We start from the raw sequence: 21701 nt of genomic DNA on the forward strand, positions 1-21701 counted from the left end.
TGTGCATAAAAATAGGCATCCTCAACGAGGATGCCCAAGGCTCAAAATCATTCATCAATACTATTTGACAAAGAACCAAAAAAAGGCTCAGATTTTTAATCTGAGTCAATAAATAATTTATTTTGAAGTTTTTTCTAGATATTTCAATGCATCATCAAGGTTCTTAACGGGAACTACCTTCATTTTTGTATGAATCTTCTTAGCTGCTCGTTTAGCCAAATTATAGTTATTAACGTAGGTTGGGTCATACTTCTTAATCAACTTAGTTACTGGATCATCTGGCGCAAAGAATACTGTAGCTCCTTCTGATGAGGCTGCATAGACCTTTTTCTCAATTCCGCCAATTGGCCCAACGGTTCCATCTGGTGCAATCGTACCCGTACCAGCAATTGTACGACCATTCTTCAAATCCTTATTAGTAATCTGTGAATAGACTTGCAATGTAAACATTAATCCAGCGGACGGACCACCGATATCTCCAGCGTTAATCTTAGTAGGGGGATTACCCTTCGCCTCTGTATTGTCAGTTAAAGTAATTCCTAGTCCATAGCGTTTAGTTTGCTTTAATTTTACTAGTCCAGCACTTGTAGATTTTTGTTTGCCATCCCTCAAAAAATTAATTTTAATTGTTGAGGACTTCTTCTGCTTTTTTACATATTTGATAAATTGATCGGCATTCTTAAATTTATAACCGTTAATAGAAGTAATAGTGTCCCCAACATCAAGTTTGCCTTTGAACTTAGAATTATCCATAACATCCATGACATAAACACCCAAATACTTCTTAGTAAATGGTTTACCAGCAGCTGAATACGCCGCTTGAATGGCACTGTTCTGAGCCGATTTCATATAATACTTTTGAACTTGAAAGTACTGTTGACTATTTTCATCGCCCATCAAATCTTCTTTTGAGTAAATAGTCTCAAAATCATTTCCCATTGACTTCAGCATTGTAAATAAAGATCCGGGAACAATCCCAACTGTTGTCAGTAAGAAGTCGCCCTTTTTCTTATCATGTTTTCCATCTACTTTCACAAATTGTGAAGTGGATTCTGCACTACCAGGGACTTCTAAGTAATACCCGGTTGGCATTACGAAAAAAGCAACTACCATGACAAAAATAAAAATACCACCAATTATCTTGTTTCTGGTTTTATTAAATTTCAATTGACTTAATCCTTCCGCAATCGTTTTGTCAATTCAGTTGCTACTGCTTTTGGCACTAAATTGGAAATATTTCCATTAAATTTTGCAACTTCTTTTATCATTGATGATGATATATTAGCATACTTTGAGTCAGCTAATAAAAAGATAGTCTCAATATCATCATCCAAAGTTTTATTAACCGCAGCAATCCCGGCTTCATAAAAAAAGTCATCACCACTACGCATAGATCTAACCAAAAAATTAGCATGATACTCGTTTGCTAATTTAGTTGTCAATTGGCCATTACCGTCAATGACCTCAACATTAGTAAGATCTTGTATTTCATCTTCAATGAACTGTTTTTTTTCTTCATAGCTAAACATATAGTTCTTTGAAGTATTAGTCATTGTTGCAACGATCAACTTATCAAACAATTTGGATGAACGGCGAATGATGTCTAAATGGCCGTTTGTGACTGGATCGAAACTTCCAGCATAAATTCCCACTCTTTCTGTCATATTAGCCTCCAAATCTGTACAAAGCGACTTTTGTATCTTTGTAATTCTTTTCTTTAATCAAGCTGACCTTATCAAAATCGCTCAAATCAACATTATAATCAGTTTCATCAACGATGATAGCATCTTCACTCAATAAATTATTTTCAACCATATCTTTGATTATTTGCTCGGTTATCTTCATACGATATGGTGGATCCAAAAATACTAAATCAAACTGAACGCTATCTTCAGCAAATTTTTTCAGTGCTTCCGTTGCAGCAGACTTAGTTATAACAAACTGTTCCTCACTATGAGTCTTTTCAACATTTTCCTTGATAGTATTGATTGCTTTATAAGCCTTATCAACCAAATAACCTTTCTCATAGCCTCTAGACACAGCTTCAATACCGAGACTACCTGTACCGGCAAAAAGATCTAAGGCATTGCCATAATTCATATATGTCGAAATCATACTAAAAACAGCCTCTTTAACCTTAGCTGAAGTTGGTCTTGTGTTATTTCCGGGAACGGGTTTGAGATTCAAACCACCGAATTTTCCAGATACTACTTTCATCTAACAATTACTCCTCTGAATTATCTCTTTTATCTGCATCACTTTTAAGGACAAAATGTTCATCTAATTCTTTACGATGAGCCATTGTAACTCGTTTAACATAGTTTTTTGAAATCAATTCTTTTTTTACTTCAGCTGCACGACTAGCATTAACGTAAATCAAAATATATTTCATTTTTGGAGAAACATAATGAACTGTGCCAAAATGCTGAAGTTTCTTTTTCCACTTCATTGAGTAGACCCAGACATACATTGCCTGACGTTCCACTTTTTTATACATAAAATCACCTTTGTTCTTCTTTATTAAATAATTCAGTTGCTTCTAAGTTCATTACAATCCCCATTGCCGCTGACAATATCAGTAAACTTGATCCACCATAACTAATAAATGGCAAAGTAACACCAGTCAAGGGTATCAATCCTAACAAACCACCAACGTTTAATACTGTCTGAGCCATGAGCATCACGGCAACACCATAATATACTAGTGAGTGATAAGTATTTTTAGTTCTAATTCCCAACAAGATTATTCTCATAACAATCAATGCCAATAATCCTAAAACTACTAAGTCACCCATAAGTCCTAATTCTTCACTAATTATTGCCAAAATAAAATCAGTATGTGGTTCAGGTAAATAACCACGTTTCTGGATACTGTTACCTAATCCAACTCCAAACAATCCACCATTACTTATAGCATAGAATGAATTAACCAACTGATTACCAGCCGTCTGCTCCAATTTGAATGGATGCATCATTGCCATAAAACGCTGAAACTGATACGTTTTAGCAATCGATGCCGGTTGAACTTTTATAATAAAGGTTACTACAGCTGAAACAAGTATGATTAACGACGTATTCAATGTTGCGATAAATCTCCCTGGTATTGAAGACGAAGAAACTAACACCAAAGTAATCAAACTCAATATTGCTGCACCACCAAAGTCAGGTTGAAGCAAAACAAGTAAAATCACAACAATTACGGTCAAAATTGGAACCTGTATTTCTTTCCAAACTGTCTTAAATGATTGTTTATCTAATAGCTTGGCTTCCTTGTTCGTCAAGACTAGCGCTAAATACAAAATTAAGGCTATCTTAGCCATTTCCAGCGGCTGATAATTAAATGGTCCTATCGGGATCCAGGCCGAAGCACCATTGACCTTACTGCTTGGGTGAAGTTTTCCAACCACGACTAAACCTACTAGTGGTAAAACCACCAGAATGGCCATGATCAATCCAAGCACACCCTGATTCTTTAGGACTCGTTCTTTTAGCATGAAAAAAAGAAAGCAAAAGAACAATCCAAAACCTGCAAATATAGCCTGCTTAATTAAATATTGATTTGAACTCCCACCTGTCGACATAGCATTATAAAAGCTGGCAGAGTATACCATAACAACGCCAATACCTAGAAGGAGAATATATGGAATCAAAATCCATAAATCTATTTTCCTTAATTTTTTCACATTCTTACTCCTAAAATCTAATACTAAGATTATACCACTGATGAAATTACAGATGTGAAAAACGAATGGTACTAAAAAAGCTGCCCGATCCGATTGGATTTGGCAGCCTTTTAATTTGCTATTTATAAATTAGAGGTCTCAGATATACTTTATCCAAAACGCGCTTTAACACGCTCTAAGCCTTCTTAGACATCTTTCTTTGCTTATCATACTTCTTACGTTCATTTGTGCTTAGAATTTTCTTACGTAATCTAACGCTCTTAGGTGTTACTTCACAAAGTTCGTCATCGTTTAAGAATTCGATTGATTGTTCTAGTGACATTTCCTTAGGAGTCTTGATTGCAGCAGCGTGATCTTTACCAGAAGCACGAGTATTTGTAAGGTTCTTACCCTTTGTAACAGTAACAGCGATATCTTGATCACGGTTACTTTCACCAACAACCATACCCTCGTATACTTCAACACCAGCACCGATGAACAATTGTCCACGGTCTTCTACTGATTGCAAACTATAAGTAGTTGATGGACCTTGGTTAATTGAAACCAAAGCACCAGTTCTTCTACCTGGTTCCCAGTTCTTAACTACTGGCTTGTATTCTTCGAATGTGTGGTTCATGATACCATAACCACCAGTCATTGATAGGAACTCTGTTGAGTAACCGATCAAACCACGTGAAGGTGCTGAGAAGATCAAACGAGTTTGACCATTTCCAGTACTTTCCATGTTCTTCATATCACCTTTTCTTTGTGACATTGAGTCAATAACTGAACCAACGTATTGATCAGGTGTATCGATTGTAACTTCCTCATATGGTTCACTGTTTACGCCATTAACATTCTTGTAGATAACTTCTGGACGAGATAGTTGTAATTCGAAGCCTTCACGTCTCATTTCTTCAACAAGGATTGACAAGTGAAGTTCACCACGTCCTGAAACCATCCAAGCACCAGCTTGATCAGTATCTTCAACTTTTAGTGAAACATCAGTATGTAGTTGTCTTCTTAAACGTTCATTGATCTTTCTAGCAGTAACTTCTGTACCTTCACGACCAGCGAAAGGTGAGTTATTTTGTAGGAACATCATTTGTAGTGTAGGTTCATCGATACGTAGCAATGGTAGAGCTTCTTCGTGATCAACTGGACATACAGTTTCACCAACGTAGATATCTTCCATACCAGAAACAGCGATTAGGTCTCCGGCTTTTGCTTCTTGGACTTCAACACGATCTAGACCCATGAAACCAAAGATCTTAGTAACACGGAAGTTCTTAGTTGAACCATCAAGCTTCATAACAGTAACGTTATCGCCGATTCTGATTGTTCCACGGAATACACGTCCAATACCGATACGACCAACATAATCGTTGTAGTCTAATAGAGCAACTTGGAATTGTAGAGGCTCATCTGAGTTATCGATAGGAGCAGGAATTGTCTTAAGGATAGTATCGAACAATGGATCCATAGTGTGTTCTTGCTTAGCAGGATCTGAATCGTAACTTGATGTTCCGTTGATAGCTGAAGCATAGATAACTGGGAAGTCTAATTGTGAATCGTCGGCACCTAATTCGATGAACAATTCAAGAACTTCGTCAACAACTTCTTCAGGACGAGCACCTGGTCTATCAATCTTGTTGATAACAACGATTGGTGTAAGGTGTTGTTCCAAGGCCTTCTTCAAAACAAAACGTGTTTGTGGCATTGTTCCTTCATATGCATCAACAACAAGTAGAACACCATCAACCATCTTCATGATACGTTCAACTTCACCACCGAAGTCAGCGTGTCCTGGTGTATCCAAAATATTGATCTTCTTACCGTCATAATCAACAGCAGTATTCTTTGAAAGGATTGTGATACCACGTTCCTTTTCGATTGCATTAGTATCCATAGCACGATCTTGGATTTGGTAATGTTCATCTAATGTATCTGATTGCTTTAGCATTTCATTAACTAAGGTAGTCTTACCGTGGTCAACGTGGGCAATAATGGCAATATTTCTAATATCTTCTCTTCTTTTTTCAGTCAAAGTATTTCTTCCTTCCATAAACGACAATAATAATCACTTGCAATAAAAAAACTGTGATTGTAATTCACAGTTCAGTCACAATTTTTAACCGTCTTAAGCACTTCAGAAACAACGTTCTGGGTGCCAGCTATTACGACTTGTGATTTTAGCATATTTACAGGGGTATCGTCAACACTTGCGACCCTCAAACCTGCACCTTCACACAATACTCGCCCAGCTGCTAAATCCCACGGAGCCAAATATGACATGTACATTACTTCTTTACCTAATAATAAATGTTCAAATATAATTCCCGCACTACCGTACACTCTAAGGCCACTACTATTCTTAACAACCTCTTGAGTATTAAGATAATTATTAAGTGCCATTGGTGCACTTATATCAATTAATCCATCAATTAATGCTTTATTCTCTGGTAAATTTATTTTTTCGTTATCACAAAAAATTCCATAATTTGGTCCACCATGAAAAATTTTTTTACGCATAACATCAATGATTCCACCAATAAATGGTTCCCCATCCAAATAAACACCGATCATAGATGCAAAATCATCCCCACGCTTAACAAAATTCATTGTCCCGTCGATTGGATCAACGAAAAAGACTAAACCATCCATCGATTGAACGTCGTCGCCAAAACCTTCCTCACTAACAATGGTCGCTTCTGGATATGCTTCTTTTATCATCGAAACAACAAATTGTTCAGTAGACTTATCAAAATTGGTTACCAAATCATTGCGATTTTTTTTAGTATCAACTAATTTATTCTTGGTTGTATCAATAATCAGACTGCGTCCAACTTCACTTAATACATTAACAACAAATTCATCTATTCCTTTAGTTGTTATTTCCATCATAAATCCTGACTTTCCCATTATTCTTAGTTTTTTGACTCTGTTTAAACACTTGGTAGATCGAATATCCTGATTCAAATTCAAAATCTTTATCTAATTGCTTTTGTTCCATTTTCATGGGTACTACTTGCTGAAAGGCTCGATACTTCTGTAAGAAATCCTCTTGCTTGATTCCATGCTCATAAGCCGTCTCGACCGCATTATACAATGCGATAACTTTGACGATTTCATCCTGATTCCAGTCACTATTCAATGGATAGCTGTAATTTTCTTGCATTAGTATTTTTCCCCTTCACCAATAAATCTTTTCAATACCTCCACTATATCAAAAAAAGCGATGCAATTGCATCGCTTAAGTATTATTAACATTAAATATGTGTAGGATAACCGATCAAAATATCTGCGGCTTCTTGAATTGGTTCACCTAATGTTGGGTGTGGGTGAATTGTCAATGCGATGTCTTCAGCATTTAGTTGGCAATTTACGGCAACACTCAACTCAGAGATCAAGTCACTTGCACCAGGTCCAACGATTTGTCCACCTAGTAATGTACCTGTCTCTTTGTCAGCAATCAACTTAACGAATCCTTCAGCAGCATCCAAACTTACAGCACGGGCGTTACCAGCAAATGGGAACTTAGCAACATTAACATCAATGCCCTTGTCTTTAGCTTCTGTTTGAGTAATACCAACTGTAGCTAATTCTGGGTCTGTAAAGCAGACTGCAGGAACGCCAATATAGTCGTTCTCTGTATTATTACCAGAGATAGCTCCAGCAACTGTCTTAGCTTCAAAGAAAGCCTTGTGAGCCAATGCAGGTCCAGCTACGATATCACCAATTGCCCAGATATTGTCAACTGAAGTACGGCCTTGTTTGTCTACCTCAACCAAGCCACGATCTGTAGTCTTGACACTTGTCATTTCTAGACCGAAGTTATCAGTATTTGGACGGCGTCCAACAGTTACCATGCAGTAATCTGCTTCGATAGTTGTTGGTGCTCCATCAATTTCGTATGTAACCTTAACACCATTGTCAGTTTCTTCACTGTTCTTAGCCATGGCTTTAGTAATAATTGTTACGCCCTTCTTTTCAAGGTTCTTCTTAACAATTGAAACCATGTCTTTTTCGAAGTTAGGAATGATTTGTGGTGATCCTTCAAGGATAGTAACGTGTGCACCCAAGTCAGCATATGCGCCGGCTAGTTCTGTACCTACATAACCACCACCGATAATTACAAATTCTTTAGGTACTTCAGGAAGGTTCAAGCCACCTGTAGAATCAATAACACGGTCACCAAACTTGAATCCACGGATTTCGATAGGACGACTACCAGTAGCCAAAATCAAGTTCTTAAACTTGATAGTTTGACCGCCACCGTTATCCATGAATTGACGTGGGCCACTTGGCATAACACGTAGTTGTGAATCGTTGTCCAAATATGCTTCACCGTTGATCAATTCAACGTGATGCTTCTTTAGCAACATTTCAACACCACTTGTCATACGAGCAACAACTTTTTCGTCTTTCCAAGCTTGTGTCTTTGTGAAGTCAATAACTGCGTCACTTGTAGTAATACCATAAGTAGATGAGTCTTTAGCTTGTTGTAGTCTGTGTCCAGCTGTGATAAGTGCCTTTGAAGGAACACATCCAACATTTAGACATACACCACCAACTGTATCTGATTTTTCAATAACTGTAACTGATTGTCCTAATTCTGATGCTCTAATAGCGGCAACGTAACCGCCAGGGCCTGAACCAATGATAACAGTATCTTTTTCAATAACATTCTCAGCCATAACTAGCCCTCCATTAGTAACATGTCTGGTTCATGCAACAATTTCTTCAATAGATTCAATGCGTTTTGTGCTAAAGCACCATCGATCAATCTGTGATCGTATGTTAATGAAAGCTTCAACATTTTACCTACGGCAATGTTGCCATCATCATCAACGTATGGTTCACTAGCAATCTTACCAACACCTAGAATAGCAACTTCGGGTTGGTTGATAACTGGAGTAAACCAGCCGCCACCGATTGATCCAACGTTACTAATAGTGATTGAACCGCCTGACATAGACTTACCATTAAGCTTATTGTCATATGCAGCTTGGGTATTTTCTGTGATTTCCTTGGCAATTTCGAACATTCCCTTAGAATCAGCATTCTTAATGTTTGGTACATACAAACCATGTTCTGTGTTTGTAGCAATACCCACATTGTAATAGTGCTTGTAGACAATTTCATCAGTTGTATTGTCAATTGATGCATTGAATTCTGGATATTCTTTCATTACAGCAACCAAAGCTTTAACGATATAAGGCAAGAATGTTAGTTTGATACCCTTATCAGCAGCAATTGTCTTGTACTTCTTACGGTTAGCCATCAATACTGAAACTTCAACGTCATCAAAACTTGTAACGTGTGGAGCGATGTCTTTACTACTACGCATTGCTTTAGCAATAGCTTTTCTAGTCATACTCATCTTTTCACGTGTTTCAAGTTCTGGTTCATCAGACTTGTATGGTTTAACTGCTGGACCGGCTGCCTTTGCGGCTGCTGGTGCTGCGGCAGCTGCAGGTTGTGCACTTGCGGCTGGAGCTCCAGCTTTGTATGAATCAACATCAGCCTTGCTGATTTGACCATGCTTACCACTTGGAGTTACCAATGATAGATCAACGCTTTGATCTCTAGCGTATTGACGAACCGATGGCATTGCCAAATAATCCTTATTTGCGGAACCAGTTGCATCTGCAACTGGAGCTGCTGGTGCTGCCTCAGGTTTAGCTTCTGCTGCAGGTATTGCTGCTGGAGCCTCTTCCTTTGTATCTGCAGCTGGGGCTTCATCATCGTCCCCAGTGTCTGGAGAACCATCGTCAATAATGATCAATGTAGCTCCGATTTCTACTGTGTCGCCTTCTTGAGCAACGATTTTCTTTACTGTACCTGATACGGGTGAAGGTAATTCTTCAACTGATTTGTCATTTTGGATTTCGACAAGTGAGTCATCTTCTTTAACTGTGTCGCCCTCTTTGACAAGCCAGCTAGCGATTTCACCTTCGGCCATCCCTTCGCCTAATTCTGGTAGTTTAAATTTGTAAGCCATGGCTGGTTTCCTTCCTTTCTATCTTAAAACCTTAATAATTAAGAACTTCGTTTACTTTTTCTTCGATCTCATCTGCGCCTGGAATCCAATAATCTTCACTTTGTGCAAATGGGTAAACACTGTTTGGAGCAGCCACTCTACCAACTGGTGCATCAAGCGAAAGTACGGCACCTTCAGCGATTGCTGAAGCAACTTGTGCTCCGACACCCGCAATCTTTTGTGCTTCTTGAACGATTACAACTTTGTGAGTTTTTTCAATTGATTTGAAAATTGTTTCCGTATCAATTGGTGAAACTGTTCTTAAATCAATAACTTCTACTGAGATGTTCTTATCAGCAAGTTTGTCGGCAACTTTTTTAGCTTCATTAACTTCGGCACCATATGCCACGATAGTAATATCATTACCTTCGCGAACAACGTTTGCTTTGTCCAATGGAACTGTGTACTTGCCATCAGGAATATCGTCTTTCATTGAACGATATAGCTTTAAGTTCTCCATAAATAAGACTGGGTCATTATTTTCAACTGATGAAATCAATAGTCCCTTAGCATCGTATGGGTTACTTGGCATAACTACACGAAGTCCTGGAGTACCTGTAAAGTAACTTTCCAAGTTATCAGCATGCATTTCAGCAGTATGAGTACCACCACCATAAGGTGTACGGATTGTTACAGGAGATGTCTTTTGTCCGTCAAAACGGAAACGCATTCTTGCTTCCTGTCCAACGATTTGATCAACTGCTTCAAATGAGAATCCCATAAATTGAATTTCAGGGATTGGACGCCAACCAGTTAAACCTAAGCCAGTTGCTAATCCTAAAATACCTGATTCAGCTAAAGGAGTATCGAAGACACGGTCCTCACCGTATTTTTCTTGAAGGCCTTGTGTGGTTCTGAATACACCACCATTTTTACCAACATCTTCACCGAAGATCAATGTCTTTGGATCGTCTTCCAAGACAATATCTAGAGCATCAGTAATTGCTTGAATATAGGTTTTCTTTGCCATCTTTACTTCGACTCCTTTGCTTCAAATTTATCAATTTCTTTTTTCATTTCTGGAGTTGGAATCTCAAAGGTACGTTTCAACATATCTGAAACTTTATCAGCAGGTACTGCGTCAGCCTCTTTAATAGCTTCCTTAAATGATGCTTTGTATTCATCAACTAATTTATCTTCTTGTTCTTCTGACCAGAGACCCTTATCTTCAAGAATCTTTCTCAAACGAATAAGTGGATCTTTGTCGAACCAAGGTTGTGTTTCTTCCTTTGTTCTGTAACGTTTAGGATCATCACCAGCACTTGAGTGAGCACCATAACGATATGTAAGTGTTTCAATCATTACTGGACCATTTCCAGCTACCATATAATCACGAGCAGCTTTGGCAACTTTGTAACAAGCAAGAATATCCATACCATCAACTTGAACAGAAGGGATACCTGCAGCAACAGCCTTTTGAGCCAATGTTGGAGCAGCAGTTTGCTTTCTACGTGGTGTTGAAATAGCAAATCCGTTATTTTGAACGATGAATAGTGCAGGAACTTGGAATGCTCCAGCGAAGTTCATACCTTCATAACTATCACCTTGAGAAGTACCACCATCACCTGTATATGTAAATGCGATTGCGTCTTCTTCGTTGTTCTTCTTAATACCCATAGCAACACCGGCAGCTTCGTTGTATGCAGCACCAATAATAATTTGTGGCATCAATGAACGAGCCTTGAACTTATTGCCTATTACATGTCCTCTTGACCATAGATATGCCTCAGTAACAGTGGCCCCATGTTGAATTAATTGTGGAACATCACGGTATGCTGGCAACAAATAATCCTGATCCTTCATTGCCAATACGGTACCCATCTCGGATGCTTCTTCACCTTCAGTAGGTGCATAAAATCCCATACGTCCTTGACGTGAGAAGTTCATTGTCTGATTATGCAATGCACGTTCCCAGACCATTTTTTTCATAAATTCTACTAAGTCATCATCAGAAAATGAATTGAATGCATCTTGATCTATAACTTCAGCGTTTTCATTCAAAATTTGAATTGGCTTTGGTACATTTGTTAAATCATTTTTAATTGCTTCAAAATCAACAATTGGTTCGTTTGCCATTCTCCACAGTCCTTTCATAAGAAACTAACCCTTTGTGAATCTGTAAGGGCTTTCATATAAATTTAGTTTAACATTGATGTGCTAAAAAACAAGAGACTAAAGCCGTTTTCACAAAAAAAATTTTCAGAAAAGTTTGTGAAAATTTTAACTATTTTTCTATATTGATTTCATTACTGGATGTACCAGTCTTTAACTCGTCCACCATTGAATTCAAAGAAATAGTTGCCATATTCTTTACAGCCTTTGTAGTGTAAAAGGCAATATGCGGTGTAAGAATGATTCTTGGGCTCTTAATCAACTTTTCAAGCAATTTATCTTCTAACTCTTGGTCTGAAAGATCAGTATTAAAGATACCTACTTCATTTTCATATACATCCATTACTGCTCCGTATAACTTGCCGTTTCCAACTGCGTCATATAAGTCTTGAGTGTTGATCAAATCGCCACGACCAGTGTTTACAACAATAGCATCATCCTTCATTTCAGCAATTGTCTTAGCATTGATTACCGTATTACCTTTGCCCAAACTAGGAAGGTGAAGTGTAACTACATCTGACTGTTTCAGTAACTCATCTAGCGTATCCACATACATGCCACGTTTATCCAATTCATCATTACGATATTTGTCGAAAGCAATGACTTTTGCGCCAAATCCTTCATATATCTTAATTGCTGCGCGACCGATTCTACCAGTACCAGCAACACCAACTGTTAACTGATTCAACTCACGTCCAATATCAGGTGCCCATTCAAAATCATGCTCATCAACTTTGCGGATCATATGCTTCAAGTTTCTCAGTAATGCCATCAGACCGGTAACTGAATACTCTGCGATGGCTTCTGGTGAATAGCTTGGAACATTTGTCAATTTGATGTCATTCTTACGTAGTGCATCAAAAGGAACGTTGTCTACACCTACATTTCTTAGAGAAATTACATGAATCCCATATTCATTCATCTTGTCAAAGATTATTGGATCATATGGCAATTGTTGATAAGCAACAATTCCATCAAAATCCTTAGCTAGTTCCACCGTTTCTGGGGTCAATAGTTCTTGAACAATCTTTACTTCAATATTGTTCTCCTTTGACCACTCTTCAATGTACTTTCTTTCGTCATCCCTAACACCATAATCAATAAGTTTCATAACGAATCCTCCTAAATGAATTGATTTTTCTGATAGCGCTAACATACATATTAAATTTTAGCATGTAATTAAGAGTTTAGCCTAACTATTTGAATGTGAAAAAAAGAACAAGGACAGCAATTTGCCCTTGTTCTTTAATCGAAAATATTTTTAAAAAATATCAATTTTTGTCATTATTTTGATAATTTGAAAAATTATTTCCATCAAAAAATCCATTATCATATGAATCGGGCACATAATCCGCTCCAGCTGGATTTAACCCAAGATAAAATAATAGTAATAAGACAAAAATAATCGCCGCAAAAATTATTATACCTGCAATAAATTCACCATTTACATCCCGCCATTGGGAACTGTTAGCATCTTTTACATTTACACTGTACAAAATTGGCCTAACTAGTTTGTTAGATATATTGATCAAACTATCAGCTTGCCTATTTATTGCATTAGATTTTATACCACCCATTTGACCAAATGTTATTTTCCAAAGTTTGTAATCAGTCATATACATGCCCGCATTCACGGACGGAACAAAACCTATCTTACCTTGGTCATAATACAATATCAGCATATTGTCTTTATATGCATCATCAATTGCCTGATCATCATTACCCGATTGCTTCGCAGATTTTTCTTCCCAACTCTTTAAAATACCAGCCGCATATTCGTCTGATTGAATCGCTCCAGTATATCTAGTCATATAGCTTGAATCATCCGAAACATCTGGGTTTTTATCCAAAACAACTACATACAATCTCTGATACTTTTTTCCTGATTGCAACTGATCATTAATATCATTAATTTTGGAATACTGTTCTTGAGTCAAAACTTCATGTTGCTCATAGATATATTGACCAACATTAGGACCATCCATAACTGATGCTTGTACCCTGACATTCGTAACCATTAATAATAGAAAGAAAAATATTAGTTCTCCAATCAGAACATATCTTTGTTTCGACATGACCATTCTCCCCCAAACAGTATTATTTTGTTTTATTATATTCCAAATACAGTAAAAGGATGCCGATAAAAAAGTTTTTCTACGATTTACTCAAAATTTTCTGGAAATTAATTTATAATGTAAGTACTCGTACTATTTGATTTACTAAATTCATCAATATATTTTGGAGGAAACTATGTATTTAATGAAAGATATCGTCCGTGATGGCGATCCTGTTTTAAGAAAAGTATCTCAAAAGGTAGCATTCCCACTGAGTGATGAGGATAAGCAACTTGCTAACGACATGATGGAATACTTGATCAATAGTCAAGACGAAAAATTTGCCGAAAAACATCAGTTACGTGCCGGTGTTGGTTTGGCCGCACCACAAGTTGGTGTTTCAAAAATGATGGCTTCTGTCTTAGTACCAAATGAAGAAGAACCTGACAAACCACTTCTAAAAATCACTTTGATCAATCCTGTTATTGTTAGAAACTCAGTTCAAAACGCTGCTTTATCTGAAGGTGAAGGTTGTCTATCAGTTGATAAGGACGTGCCAGGATTTGTTCCTCGTGCCGATCGTATTACCATTGAATATGATGATTTTGATGGTAATCACCAAACATTGCGTGTTAGAGATTATCCTGCAATCGTTTGTCAACATGAAATTGACCACTTAAACGGTCACTTATACTATGACAAGATCAATAAAACTGCTCCATTTGACATCGATCCAAGCACTGTTGTACTCTCATAATTACACTCATATCAATATACTTAGACCTGTATATATGTTAAAATTATGCTAACTGTTGATATTTCAACCAAATGGACTGGAAAATGCTGAGACGAAACTGACTTGTTTCGTTGATTTAAAAGTAAAAATACCGCCACTGTGCGGTTCTATTAAAGGAGAAATTATAATTGATTTATAAAGTTTTGTACCAAGAAAGTGAACTAGATAACCCCCGTCGTGAATCTACAAAATCAGTTTATGTTGACGCCAACTCAAGTATTGAAGTACGTCAAGCTGTCGAAAATAATACGGACTATCATATTGAATTTATTCAAGAACTTGATGAAGAGCATCTTGAATATGAACAAAAAAGTCCAGATTACAAACTTACGGAGTTTTAGTTAATGACCGTAAAAGTTAAAAATAATGAAGTTTCCGTTTTTGCCATCGGGGGCCTTGGCGAAATCGGTAAAAATATGTACGGTGTTCAATACCAAGATGAACTTGTTGTTATTGATGCCGGAATCAAGTTTCCAGAAGACGAACTTCTAGGTATCGACTACGTAATTTCTGATTACAGCTACCTAGTTGAGAACCAAGATAAGATTAAGGGTCTCTTCATCACCCATGGTCACGAAGATCACATCGGTGGTATTCCTTATCTATTGCAACAACTTCCAAATATTCCTGTTTATGCCGGTCCATTAGCTTGTGCATTGATCAATGGTAAGTTGGAAGAACACGGTTTACTTAAGTCTACTAAGATGAACGTTATTAATGAAGATACTGTTGTTAAGTTTCCTAAGTTGAGCGTTTCATTCTTTAGAACTACCCACTCAATTCCTGATACACTTGGTGTTGCTGTACATACACCACAAGGTATCATTGTTGAAACTGGTGATTTCAAGTTTGACTTAACACCTGTTGCTGGCTTACCTGCTCCAAATCTACAACGTATGGCTCAACTAGGACAAGAAGGCGTTCTTTGTTTACTATCAGATAGTACAAACGCTGAAATACCAACATTTTCTAAGTCCGAACGTTCAGTTGGTCTAACAATTCATCAAATATTTGAAACAATTCAAGGAAGAATTATCTTTGCTACCTTTGCTTCAAATATCTATCGTGTTTCCCAAGCTGTTGATGCAGCTATGCAACAAGGTAGAAAAATTGCGGTCTTCGGACGAAGTATGGAACAAGCAATCGCTAATGGTCGTGAATTAGGTTATTTAAATATTCCTGATGAAATGATAATCGACCCACACGAACTTAATCGTACTCCTGCCAACGAAACATTGATCCTATGTACTGGATCACAGGGTGAACCATTAGCTGCATTGAGTAGAATTGCTAACGGTACCCACCGCCAAATCACCATTCAACCTGGTGACACAGTCATCTTCTCAAGTAATCCAATTCCTGGTAACACAATCAGTGTTAACCACTTGATCAACCAACTTTCTGAAGCTGGTGCTGAAGTTATTCATGGTAAAGTAAATAACATCCACGCTTCTGGTCACGGTGGCCAAACGGAACAAGAACTAATGCTGAGATTGATGAAGCCTAAGTTCTTCATGCCAATTCACGGTGAATACAGAATGTTAAAGATACATACTGAGTTAGCCGAATTGTGTGATGTTCCAATGGATCATTCATTTTTACTTGAAAATGGTGATGTCTTAGCACTTACAAGCGATTCAGCCAGAGTGGCTGGTCACTTCCCTGCCGGAGATGTTTATGTTGATGGTAAAGGTGTTGGTGACATTGGTAATGTCGTTATTCACGACCGTCAAGTGCTTTCAGAAGAAGGAATGGTTGTTGTTGTTGCAACTATCGATTATCAAAAGCACATTGTGTTAGCTGGTCCTGATATCCTTTCACGTGGTTTCGTATACATGCGTGAATCTGGAGAATTGATCAATCAAGCTCAAAAGCGTGTCTTCCACCTCATTAAGAACGCATTTGATGACGAAGAAAACAAAGTTACTGAAGCCGCCTTAAAGCGTCTCATCATTGAAGGATTACAAGAATTCTTGTACAAACGTACAGCTAGAAATCCTGTTATCTTGCCAATGTTGATTTCAACTTCAATTTAGATTTTCAAAAAGCAGATTTTCGAATCTGCTTTTTTTATTGCCTCAATTTAATATTTTGTGATTTAATGGAAACATAGTTGTTTTTTTGAGGGGAAATATTTCATGTCGAAAGTTAAAAAATTAGAAATAATTTTAAATGAACGTGCCGGTAATGGTCAATCAATGCGAACTTGGGAAAAAGTCCAAGACTATCTGGACAGTATCGATTTCAATTATCAAGTCCATACAACTCGTAGTAATGGTGATGGCATACGAATAGCTAAGTACTTGGCGAATAACTTAGAGCAATTTTCAAGAATCATTGTTCTTGGCGGTGATGGAACGCTTAACCAATCATTGAATGGTGTTAAACAGTCCAATCACCCCGATACGCCATTAGGTTATATTCCCGGTGGTTCTGGGAATGATTTCAGTCGTGGAATCAAGATTCGCAAGCAGAATCCCATAGTGTTGATTCAAGAAATATTGGCCATGAATGAACCATCATTAATTGATATTGGAAAAGCTAAATCACAAGACAGCACAAGATATTTTGTTAATAACATTGGTATTGGTCTGGATGCTTTTACCGTTTATGAGACCAACCATTCAAAACGAAAAGATTTACTCAATGAAATGAAATTAGGTACATTGGCTTATGTCTCCAGCTTAGTAACAGTTATCAAAAACCAAAATTCATTCCCATTAGATGTCACAGTCAACGAACAAACAAAACACTTTGACGATGCTTACATTGTTTCAGCTACTAATCATCCCTACTTTGGTGGTGGCGTAGCCATCGATCCACTTGCGACACCTTTCGATCAGAAATTAGACTTAGTGATCGTTCATAAGATCTCAGGTTTAACCTTTATTAAATTATTCACGGAGTTATTTACCAATGGCTCTCACTTGAAAGATAAAAACGTCTGGCATACACAGGCGGCAACATATCACTTAACTAGTTATGCGCCTGAACATGGTCAAATGGACGGCGAAGAACTAGGCCAACATAATTTTGATATGGAATTTACAGTTGACCAATGCAAATTTTGGATTCCACTAAAAGAAGCTTAGTAAGCGAATTATTCGCCTACTAAGCTTCTTTTTTTTCCATAAAATCAAACGGTGTAACATTTTCCATTCCAATCATAGGATCAATTGAACTATTCATGACCATATCTAAAGTTAAAATATAATCTTTGGACTTTTCATCCACTACTTCAGTGGCATCTGTTATTTCAGCTTCTTTTTCTTCGGATTTAACTTTGAAAGTTTCAAAAATACGTTCCTTCAAAGTAGTATTTCGTTCTGATGATTGATCGGTAATCGAACGTTCAAAAGCTGATCTATCACCTACCATGATCAACAACTTACGAGAACGAGTTATAGCAGTGTATAACAAATTACGACGTAACATGCGTGATTCCTCATTGACCAATGGTAAAATCACCATTTCAAATTCTGAACCTTGTGCCTTGTGAATTGATGTGCAATAAGCTAAAGCAATATTTGTCCAATCTTTTCGATCTAATGTAACTTCATTACCATCGAAATCGATGATCAATTTATCAACGTGATCTGTATTTTCCTTTGCTAACAAAATACCAATAATTTTACCAATTTCACCGTTGAAAACATTGTCTTCAGGCGTATTGACAAGATAAACCACTTTGTCTTTGATCCGATAATGAACATTTCCCATTGCCACTTCTTTTCGCTTAGGAGTCATCGGATTCACAACATCTTGAATGGTCTGATTCAAATTATCTATTCCAGCAATTCCACGATACATCGGTGCTAAGACTTGTACGTCAGCAATATCAAAGCCACGCTCGCTTGATTTGCTAATGATTTGTGATAGGACTTCCGGAACATTGCGACTATTACTGCGAATGTAACTACGGTCCGATTTATTCTGAAAAACATCATCATTGACAATTCCTTCATTTACATCATGTGCCAATTGAATAATCGTCGAATTTTCATCTTGTCGATGAATATCCTTCAATATAGTCGTTGAAAATACTTGACTGCTGATAAGATCTGAAAAAATTTGACCAGGTCCAACAGACGGAAGCTGATCCTTATCGCCAACTAGAACAACTTGAGTTCCGGGTTGCACAGCTGTAATCAAAGTTCTGAACAACTTCGTATCTACCATCGACATCTCATCAATGATCAATAATTTGCAATCCAAAGTTGGTTCAGCAAACTCATCATCCTCCGTACCTGTTAATCCTAACAACCGGTGAATCGTCATGGCTGGAAGACCGGTTGATTCTCCCATATGTTTGGCCGCACGACCAGTTGGAGCTGCTAAAGCTATCGCATAATCTTCGGATGCTGGATCCAACGTTGCATCGTTCAACTTTGCATATGCTGCAACAATTCCATTTATAATCGTTGTTTTACCAGTTCCTGGTCCACCAGTGAGAAGAAATAATGAATGCGTCAATGATTGCTTAATGGCTTCTTCTTGCGATGGATCATATTTGACCTTGAACATCTTCTCGACGTGATTCAATTCTTTTTTGAATTCTTTATCCTTCCAAGAAACACCCTTGAAAGTATCAGTAATCATCTTCAATGATTGAGAGATCGACCACTCAGCATCAAAATAATTTTTGTCGTAAACACGATCATCTTCAACTATAAGAACTCCGTCATTGACTAGATCACGTAAACAGTTGGCAATTTTCTCACCTAACTCAGTTCCATTTTGATTACCAGACTGTAAGACCCCTATCGCACGTTTTAAAAGCTCTTCTTTGAAGATATAAGTATCTCCTGTATTCTGTATCAAAACGGTCACAAACTGAACTAGAGCCCCTTTAATACGACGTGGATCATCTTCAGGTATTCCCAAACGCTTTGCCAATTCATCAGCACGCTTAAATCCGATTCCCTTAACTTCGGTTACAAGCTTGTATGGATCTTCATTCAGAACTTCAAGAGTTTTCACACCGTACTTCTGATAGATACGTGCGCCCAAAACGTTTCCGAATCCAAAACTATTGAGTTGATAAAGTACCTGCTCAGTTTGATGATTCTTAGAAATTTGTTCAACGATCAAATTAGTTTTTTCTTCACCTAATTTTAAGAAATCCAGTGCATTCGGATCTTGTAATATTTTATCAATCGCATCAGTTCCTAATTCATCAACGATTTTCTCAGCTTTTTTCTTACCAATTCCCGGAAATTCTTCCCCAGAAAAAAAGTTAACGAGTTCCTTACGACCATTGGGACGACTATGCTGGTACGTCTCAGCTTGGAATTGCTTACCATACTTGGGATGGTCAATCATTCGGCCTTCAAACTTATATTCTTCTTCCTCAGAAATCTCACCAAAGCTTCCGGTTACAACAATATCAGTGCCATCCCAATCGGTATTGGTTTTTTTGATTTTAATCGTAAAAATTTTGAACAAATTCTCCGGATTCTCAAAAAAAATAGCTTTGACAGTGCCAATGAAATATTCCTTTTCACTTTCTGCCATCGCTATCTCCTGTCTTAGTCAAATATTTTTGCAGATCTGACAATTTCTTTTCATTTTTCAAATAATACTTTTCATCTAATTTTTTAGATTTATTCAAATACTTTTGATAATCCTGATTCAAATTCATCTCACACAATGCCATATTGAAATAGTACTTGGCACTTGGTTTGATTGCATTGGCTTTTTCATAGTAATCCTTCGATTCTGAGAAGTTGCCATTTGCTAATAACAAATCTGCCATTAATTCTATTCCGTCAACATCATCTGGATTTTTTTCGGTTGCTGTAAGTGCATATACAATAGCCATTTGCTTATTACCTTGTTCATCCAAAGTTTTTGCCTGCATGAAATAAGCTTCGAATCCATAATCATCTTGAATCAATTTCTGAAAAATATCACTGGCCTTATCGTATTTTGCAGCCACGAAATAGACATTCCCCAGATTATAACGTAAATCTTTTTCATCTGGAAAGTTAGTCAAAGAACGAAGTAACAATTCCTCCGCCTGTTCTACATCTCCGACTTCAACCAAATAAGCTGACAATTTGAGTATCTTACCCAATTGCTTATTGTTTGTATTCAAATCATTAACTAATTTTCCAATCTTTTTTTCAATTTGTTTATTATCCATTCAATACCTCAAATCGTATCTGTACTTGAAAGCTTCTTATCCAGATAACTAGTCTCGTTCCACTTGATAAGTTTGTATTCTCCATTTGAATATTGTAAATGTGTCAAACTTGTATTAGAAAGGCCACCATTCTTACGAATATCTGCGACCCTTGCACCAAGCAGTGACTGTATACAAGTTACTAAGGCAGCCCCATGGCTAACTATTAATGCTGAACTATCATTAGGACTATCATCAACGATTCTTTGAACCGCATCATTAGTTCGTTTAGCCACTTGTTCAAAAGATTCACCTTGAATACGCTCATAGTCGTATGTGCTTGGTTCAAATCTAAATGAGTGAATTATTTCCGGCATTTCTTTTTCTAATTCAACAAATTTTTGACCTTCCATAATGCCAAGGTCAAATTCACGTAACCCATCAACAACTGTCAACGGAATATTGCGATTCATGTCTTTGAGTAGAGTTTCAGCCGTTGTTTTAGCTCTTGGCAATGGACTCGTGTATGCATGATCTATTCTCACATGTTGAAGTCTTCCAGCCAATTTATTAATATCGTGTAAGCTCTCTGGCAGTAATGGTGAATCACCATGTCCACCTTGATACTTTCCTTCTAAATTCCATTCTGTTTTTCCATGTCTGACAAAATACAAATCCATATTCTTCACCTTACAAAGTTAATTAGTTACTATTATGAAGATTTTTAGGTTTATTTTCAAGTTATGGGTGTGTGTTTTACTTCTGTCTACAGATTATTAATATTTAATGCTATAGTTTTTTGAAAAACAAAAGTAATTGGAGTGATAATAAATGGTCCTATACTTTCTGGTATTGATGAATAATCAATACCAGTTTTTTTATACTCTTTTAATGCAAAAAAAACATCACT

The 21701-nt window shown here is 37.2% G+C and carries 21 protein-coding genes; 4 read left to right on the top strand and 17 right to left on the bottom strand.

Annotated elements, in window-relative coordinates; genetic code table 11:
* Nucleotides 1–117: 117 nt before the first annotated feature.
* The 14 genes from EKM68_RS13125 to EKM68_RS13190 all read right to left on the bottom strand — a co-directional run bounded on the left by EKM68_RS13125 (nt 118) and on the right by EKM68_RS13190 (nt 13892).
* Nucleotides 118–1167 (bottom strand): SepM family pheromone-processing serine protease, encoded by a 1050-nt coding sequence (locus EKM68_RS13125; protein WP_125591251.1) that lies wholly within the window; start codon nt 1165–1167, stop codon nt 118–120.
* Between the two features lie 5 nt (nt 1168–1172).
* Nucleotides 1173–1664 (bottom strand): pantetheine-phosphate adenylyltransferase, encoded by a 492-nt coding sequence (coaD, locus tag EKM68_RS13130; protein WP_125591252.1) that lies wholly within the window; start codon nt 1662–1664, stop codon nt 1173–1175.
* 1 nt (nt 1665) lies between these two features.
* Nucleotides 1666–2217, bottom strand: a complete 552-nt coding sequence (rsmD, locus tag EKM68_RS13135) for a 16S rRNA (guanine(966)-N(2))-methyltransferase RsmD (protein ID WP_125591253.1) — start codon at nt 2215–2217, stop codon at nt 1666–1668.
* 7 nt (nt 2218–2224) lie between these two features.
* Nucleotides 2225–2497, bottom strand: a complete 273-nt coding sequence (locus EKM68_RS13140) for a YlbG family protein (protein ID WP_125591254.1) — start codon at nt 2495–2497, stop codon at nt 2225–2227.
* A 4-nt stretch (nt 2498–2501) separates the two neighbouring features.
* Nucleotides 2502–3683: an FtsW/RodA/SpoVE family cell cycle protein gene (locus EKM68_RS13145; protein WP_125591255.1), complete on the bottom strand. Its 1182-nt coding sequence runs from the start codon at nt 3681–3683 to the stop codon at nt 2502–2504.
* 175 nt (nt 3684–3858) lie between these two features.
* Complete coding sequence (gene typA, locus EKM68_RS13150) at nt 3859–5709, bottom strand: translational GTPase TypA (protein WP_225423019.1); 1851 nt, start codon at nt 5707–5709, stop codon at nt 3859–3861.
* 71 nt (nt 5710–5780) lie between these two features.
* A complete protein-coding gene (locus EKM68_RS13155; protein WP_225423020.1) occupies nt 5781–6566 on the bottom strand; it encodes an inositol monophosphatase family protein in 786 nt (261 codons plus the stop codon).
* On the bottom strand, nt 6547–6840 hold the full coding sequence (locus EKM68_RS13160) for a UPF0223 family protein (protein WP_125591257.1): 294 nt from the start codon (nt 6838–6840) through the stop codon (nt 6547–6549). The genes EKM68_RS13155 and EKM68_RS13160 overlap by 20 nt, the downstream gene beginning before the upstream one ends.
* 91 nt (nt 6841–6931) lie before the next feature.
* On the bottom strand, nt 6932–8359 hold the full coding sequence (lpdA, locus tag EKM68_RS13165) for a dihydrolipoyl dehydrogenase (RefSeq protein WP_125591258.1): 1428 nt from the start codon (nt 8357–8359) through the stop codon (nt 6932–6934).
* A 2-nt stretch (nt 8360–8361) separates the two neighbouring features.
* Entirely contained in the window at nt 8362–9666 is a 1305-nt protein-coding gene (locus EKM68_RS13170) for a 2-oxo acid dehydrogenase subunit E2 (RefSeq protein WP_125591259.1), read from the bottom strand.
* Nucleotides 9667–9697: 31 nt separating this feature from the next.
* Nucleotides 9698–10675: an alpha-ketoacid dehydrogenase subunit beta gene (locus EKM68_RS13175; protein ID WP_125591260.1), complete on the bottom strand. Its 978-nt coding sequence runs from the start codon at nt 10673–10675 to the stop codon at nt 9698–9700.
* Nucleotides 10676–10677: 2 nt separating this feature from the next.
* Nucleotides 10678–11781, bottom strand: coding sequence for a pyruvate dehydrogenase (acetyl-transferring) E1 component subunit alpha (pdhA, locus tag EKM68_RS13180; protein WP_125591271.1), 1104 nt, complete (start codon nt 11779–11781; stop codon nt 10678–10680).
* A 148-nt stretch (nt 11782–11929) separates the two neighbouring features.
* Nucleotides 11930–12928 (bottom strand): D-2-hydroxyacid dehydrogenase, encoded by a 999-nt coding sequence (locus EKM68_RS13185; RefSeq protein WP_125591261.1) that lies wholly within the window; start codon nt 12926–12928, stop codon nt 11930–11932.
* 160 nt (nt 12929–13088) lie between these two features.
* Entirely contained in the window at nt 13089–13892 is an 804-nt protein-coding gene (locus tag EKM68_RS13190) for a hypothetical protein (protein WP_125591262.1), read from the bottom strand.
* Between the two features lie 175 nt (nt 13893–14067).
* Between EKM68_RS13190 and def the strand changes: the two genes are divergently transcribed.
* The 4 genes from def to EKM68_RS13210 all read left to right on the top strand — a co-directional run bounded on the left by def (nt 14068) and on the right by EKM68_RS13210 (nt 17759).
* Nucleotides 14068–14628 (top strand): peptide deformylase, encoded by a 561-nt coding sequence (gene def / locus EKM68_RS13195; RefSeq protein WP_125591263.1) that lies wholly within the window; start codon nt 14068–14070, stop codon nt 14626–14628.
* A 167-nt stretch (nt 14629–14795) separates the two neighbouring features.
* Entirely contained in the window at nt 14796–15008 is a 213-nt protein-coding gene (locus EKM68_RS13200) for a DNA-directed RNA polymerase subunit epsilon (RefSeq protein WP_125591264.1), read from the top strand.
* Between the two features lie 3 nt (nt 15009–15011).
* Nucleotides 15012–16703: a ribonuclease J1 gene (gene rnjA / locus EKM68_RS13205; RefSeq protein ID WP_125591265.1), complete on the top strand. Its 1692-nt coding sequence runs from the start codon at nt 15012–15014 to the stop codon at nt 16701–16703.
* A gap of 102 nt (nt 16704–16805) precedes the next feature.
* Nucleotides 16806–17759 carry a diacylglycerol/lipid kinase family protein gene (locus EKM68_RS13210; protein WP_125591266.1) on the top strand — a complete coding sequence of 318 codons (954 nt, stop codon included), beginning with the start codon at nt 16806–16808 and terminating at the stop codon, nt 17757–17759.
* 19 nt (nt 17760–17778) lie between these two features.
* Here EKM68_RS13210 and recD2 read toward each other — a convergent pair whose 3' ends face one another.
* The 3 genes from recD2 to EKM68_RS13225 are packed head-to-tail and all read right to left on the bottom strand — an operon-like array spanning nt 17779 to nt 21471.
* Entirely contained in the window at nt 17779–20181 is a 2403-nt protein-coding gene (gene recD2, locus EKM68_RS13215; RefSeq protein WP_125591267.1) for an SF1B family DNA helicase RecD2, read from the bottom strand.
* Nucleotides 20168–20812 carry a tetratricopeptide repeat protein gene (locus tag EKM68_RS13220; RefSeq protein WP_125591268.1) on the bottom strand — a complete coding sequence of 215 codons (645 nt, stop codon included), beginning with the start codon at nt 20810–20812 and terminating at the stop codon, nt 20168–20170. Before EKM68_RS13220 ends, recD2 begins: the two co-directional genes overlap by 14 nt.
* Nucleotides 20813–20820: 8 nt before the next feature.
* Nucleotides 20821–21471, bottom strand: coding sequence for a histidine phosphatase family protein (locus EKM68_RS13225; RefSeq protein ID WP_125591269.1), 651 nt, complete (start codon nt 21469–21471; stop codon nt 20821–20823).
* Between the last annotated feature and the right edge of the window lie 230 nt (nt 21472–21701).

It is taken from the genome of Companilactobacillus jidongensis, assembly GCF_003946575.1.
Taxonomy (GTDB): Bacteria; Bacillota; Bacilli; order Lactobacillales; family Lactobacillaceae; genus Companilactobacillus; species Companilactobacillus jidongensis.

What these genes read in the sequence shown, in the direction of transcription:
- EKM68_RS13155 (WP_225423020.1), bottom strand. Translation starts at nt 6,566, where the DNA reads ATGATGGAAATAACAACTAAAGGAATAGATGAATTTGTTGTTAATGTA.
- EKM68_RS13210 (WP_125591266.1), top strand. Translation starts at nt 16,806, where the DNA reads ATGTCGAAAGTTAAAAAATTAGAAATAATTTTAAATGAACGTGCCGGT.
- rsmD (WP_125591253.1), bottom strand. Translation starts at nt 2,217, where the DNA reads ATGAAAGTAGTATCTGGAAAATTCGGTGGTTTGAATCTCAAACCCGTT.
- EKM68_RS13190 (WP_125591262.1), bottom strand. Translation starts at nt 13,892, where the DNA reads ATGTCGAAACAAAGATATGTTCTGATTGGAGAACTAATATTTTTCTTT.
- def (WP_125591263.1), top strand. Translation starts at nt 14,068, where the DNA reads ATGTATTTAATGAAAGATATCGTCCGTGATGGCGATCCTGTTTTAAGA.
- lpdA (WP_125591258.1), bottom strand. Translation starts at nt 8,359, where the DNA reads ATGGCTGAGAATGTTATTGAAAAAGATACTGTTATCATTGGTTCAGGC.
- EKM68_RS13225 (WP_125591269.1), bottom strand. Translation starts at nt 21,471, where the DNA reads ATGGATTTGTATTTTGTCAGACATGGAAAAACAGAATGGAATTTAGAA.
- recD2 (WP_125591267.1), bottom strand. Translation starts at nt 20,181, where the DNA reads ATGGCAGAAAGTGAAAAGGAATATTTCATTGGCACTGTCAAAGCTATT.
- EKM68_RS13140 (WP_125591254.1), bottom strand. Translation starts at nt 2,497, where the DNA reads ATGTATAAAAAAGTGGAACGTCAGGCAATGTATGTCTGGGTCTACTCA.
- EKM68_RS13170 (WP_125591259.1), bottom strand. Translation starts at nt 9,666, where the DNA reads ATGGCTTACAAATTTAAACTACCAGAATTAGGCGAAGGGATGGCCGAA.
- coaD (WP_125591252.1), bottom strand. Translation starts at nt 1,664, where the DNA reads ATGACAGAAAGAGTGGGAATTTATGCTGGAAGTTTCGATCCAGTCACA.
- EKM68_RS13175 (WP_125591260.1), bottom strand. Translation starts at nt 10,675, where the DNA reads ATGGCAAAGAAAACCTATATTCAAGCAATTACTGATGCTCTAGATATT.
- EKM68_RS13220 (WP_125591268.1), bottom strand. Translation starts at nt 20,812, where the DNA reads ATGGATAATAAACAAATTGAAAAAAAGATTGGAAAATTAGTTAATGAT.
- pdhA (WP_125591271.1), bottom strand. Translation starts at nt 11,781, where the DNA reads ATGGCAAACGAACCAATTGTTGATTTTGAAGCAATTAAAAATGATTTA.
- EKM68_RS13160 (WP_125591257.1), bottom strand. Translation starts at nt 6,840, where the DNA reads ATGCAAGAAAATTACAGCTATCCATTGAATAGTGACTGGAATCAGGAT.
- rnjA (WP_125591265.1), top strand. Translation starts at nt 15,012, where the DNA reads ATGACCGTAAAAGTTAAAAATAATGAAGTTTCCGTTTTTGCCATCGGG.
- EKM68_RS13185 (WP_125591261.1), bottom strand. Translation starts at nt 12,928, where the DNA reads ATGAAACTTATTGATTATGGTGTTAGGGATGACGAAAGAAAGTACATT.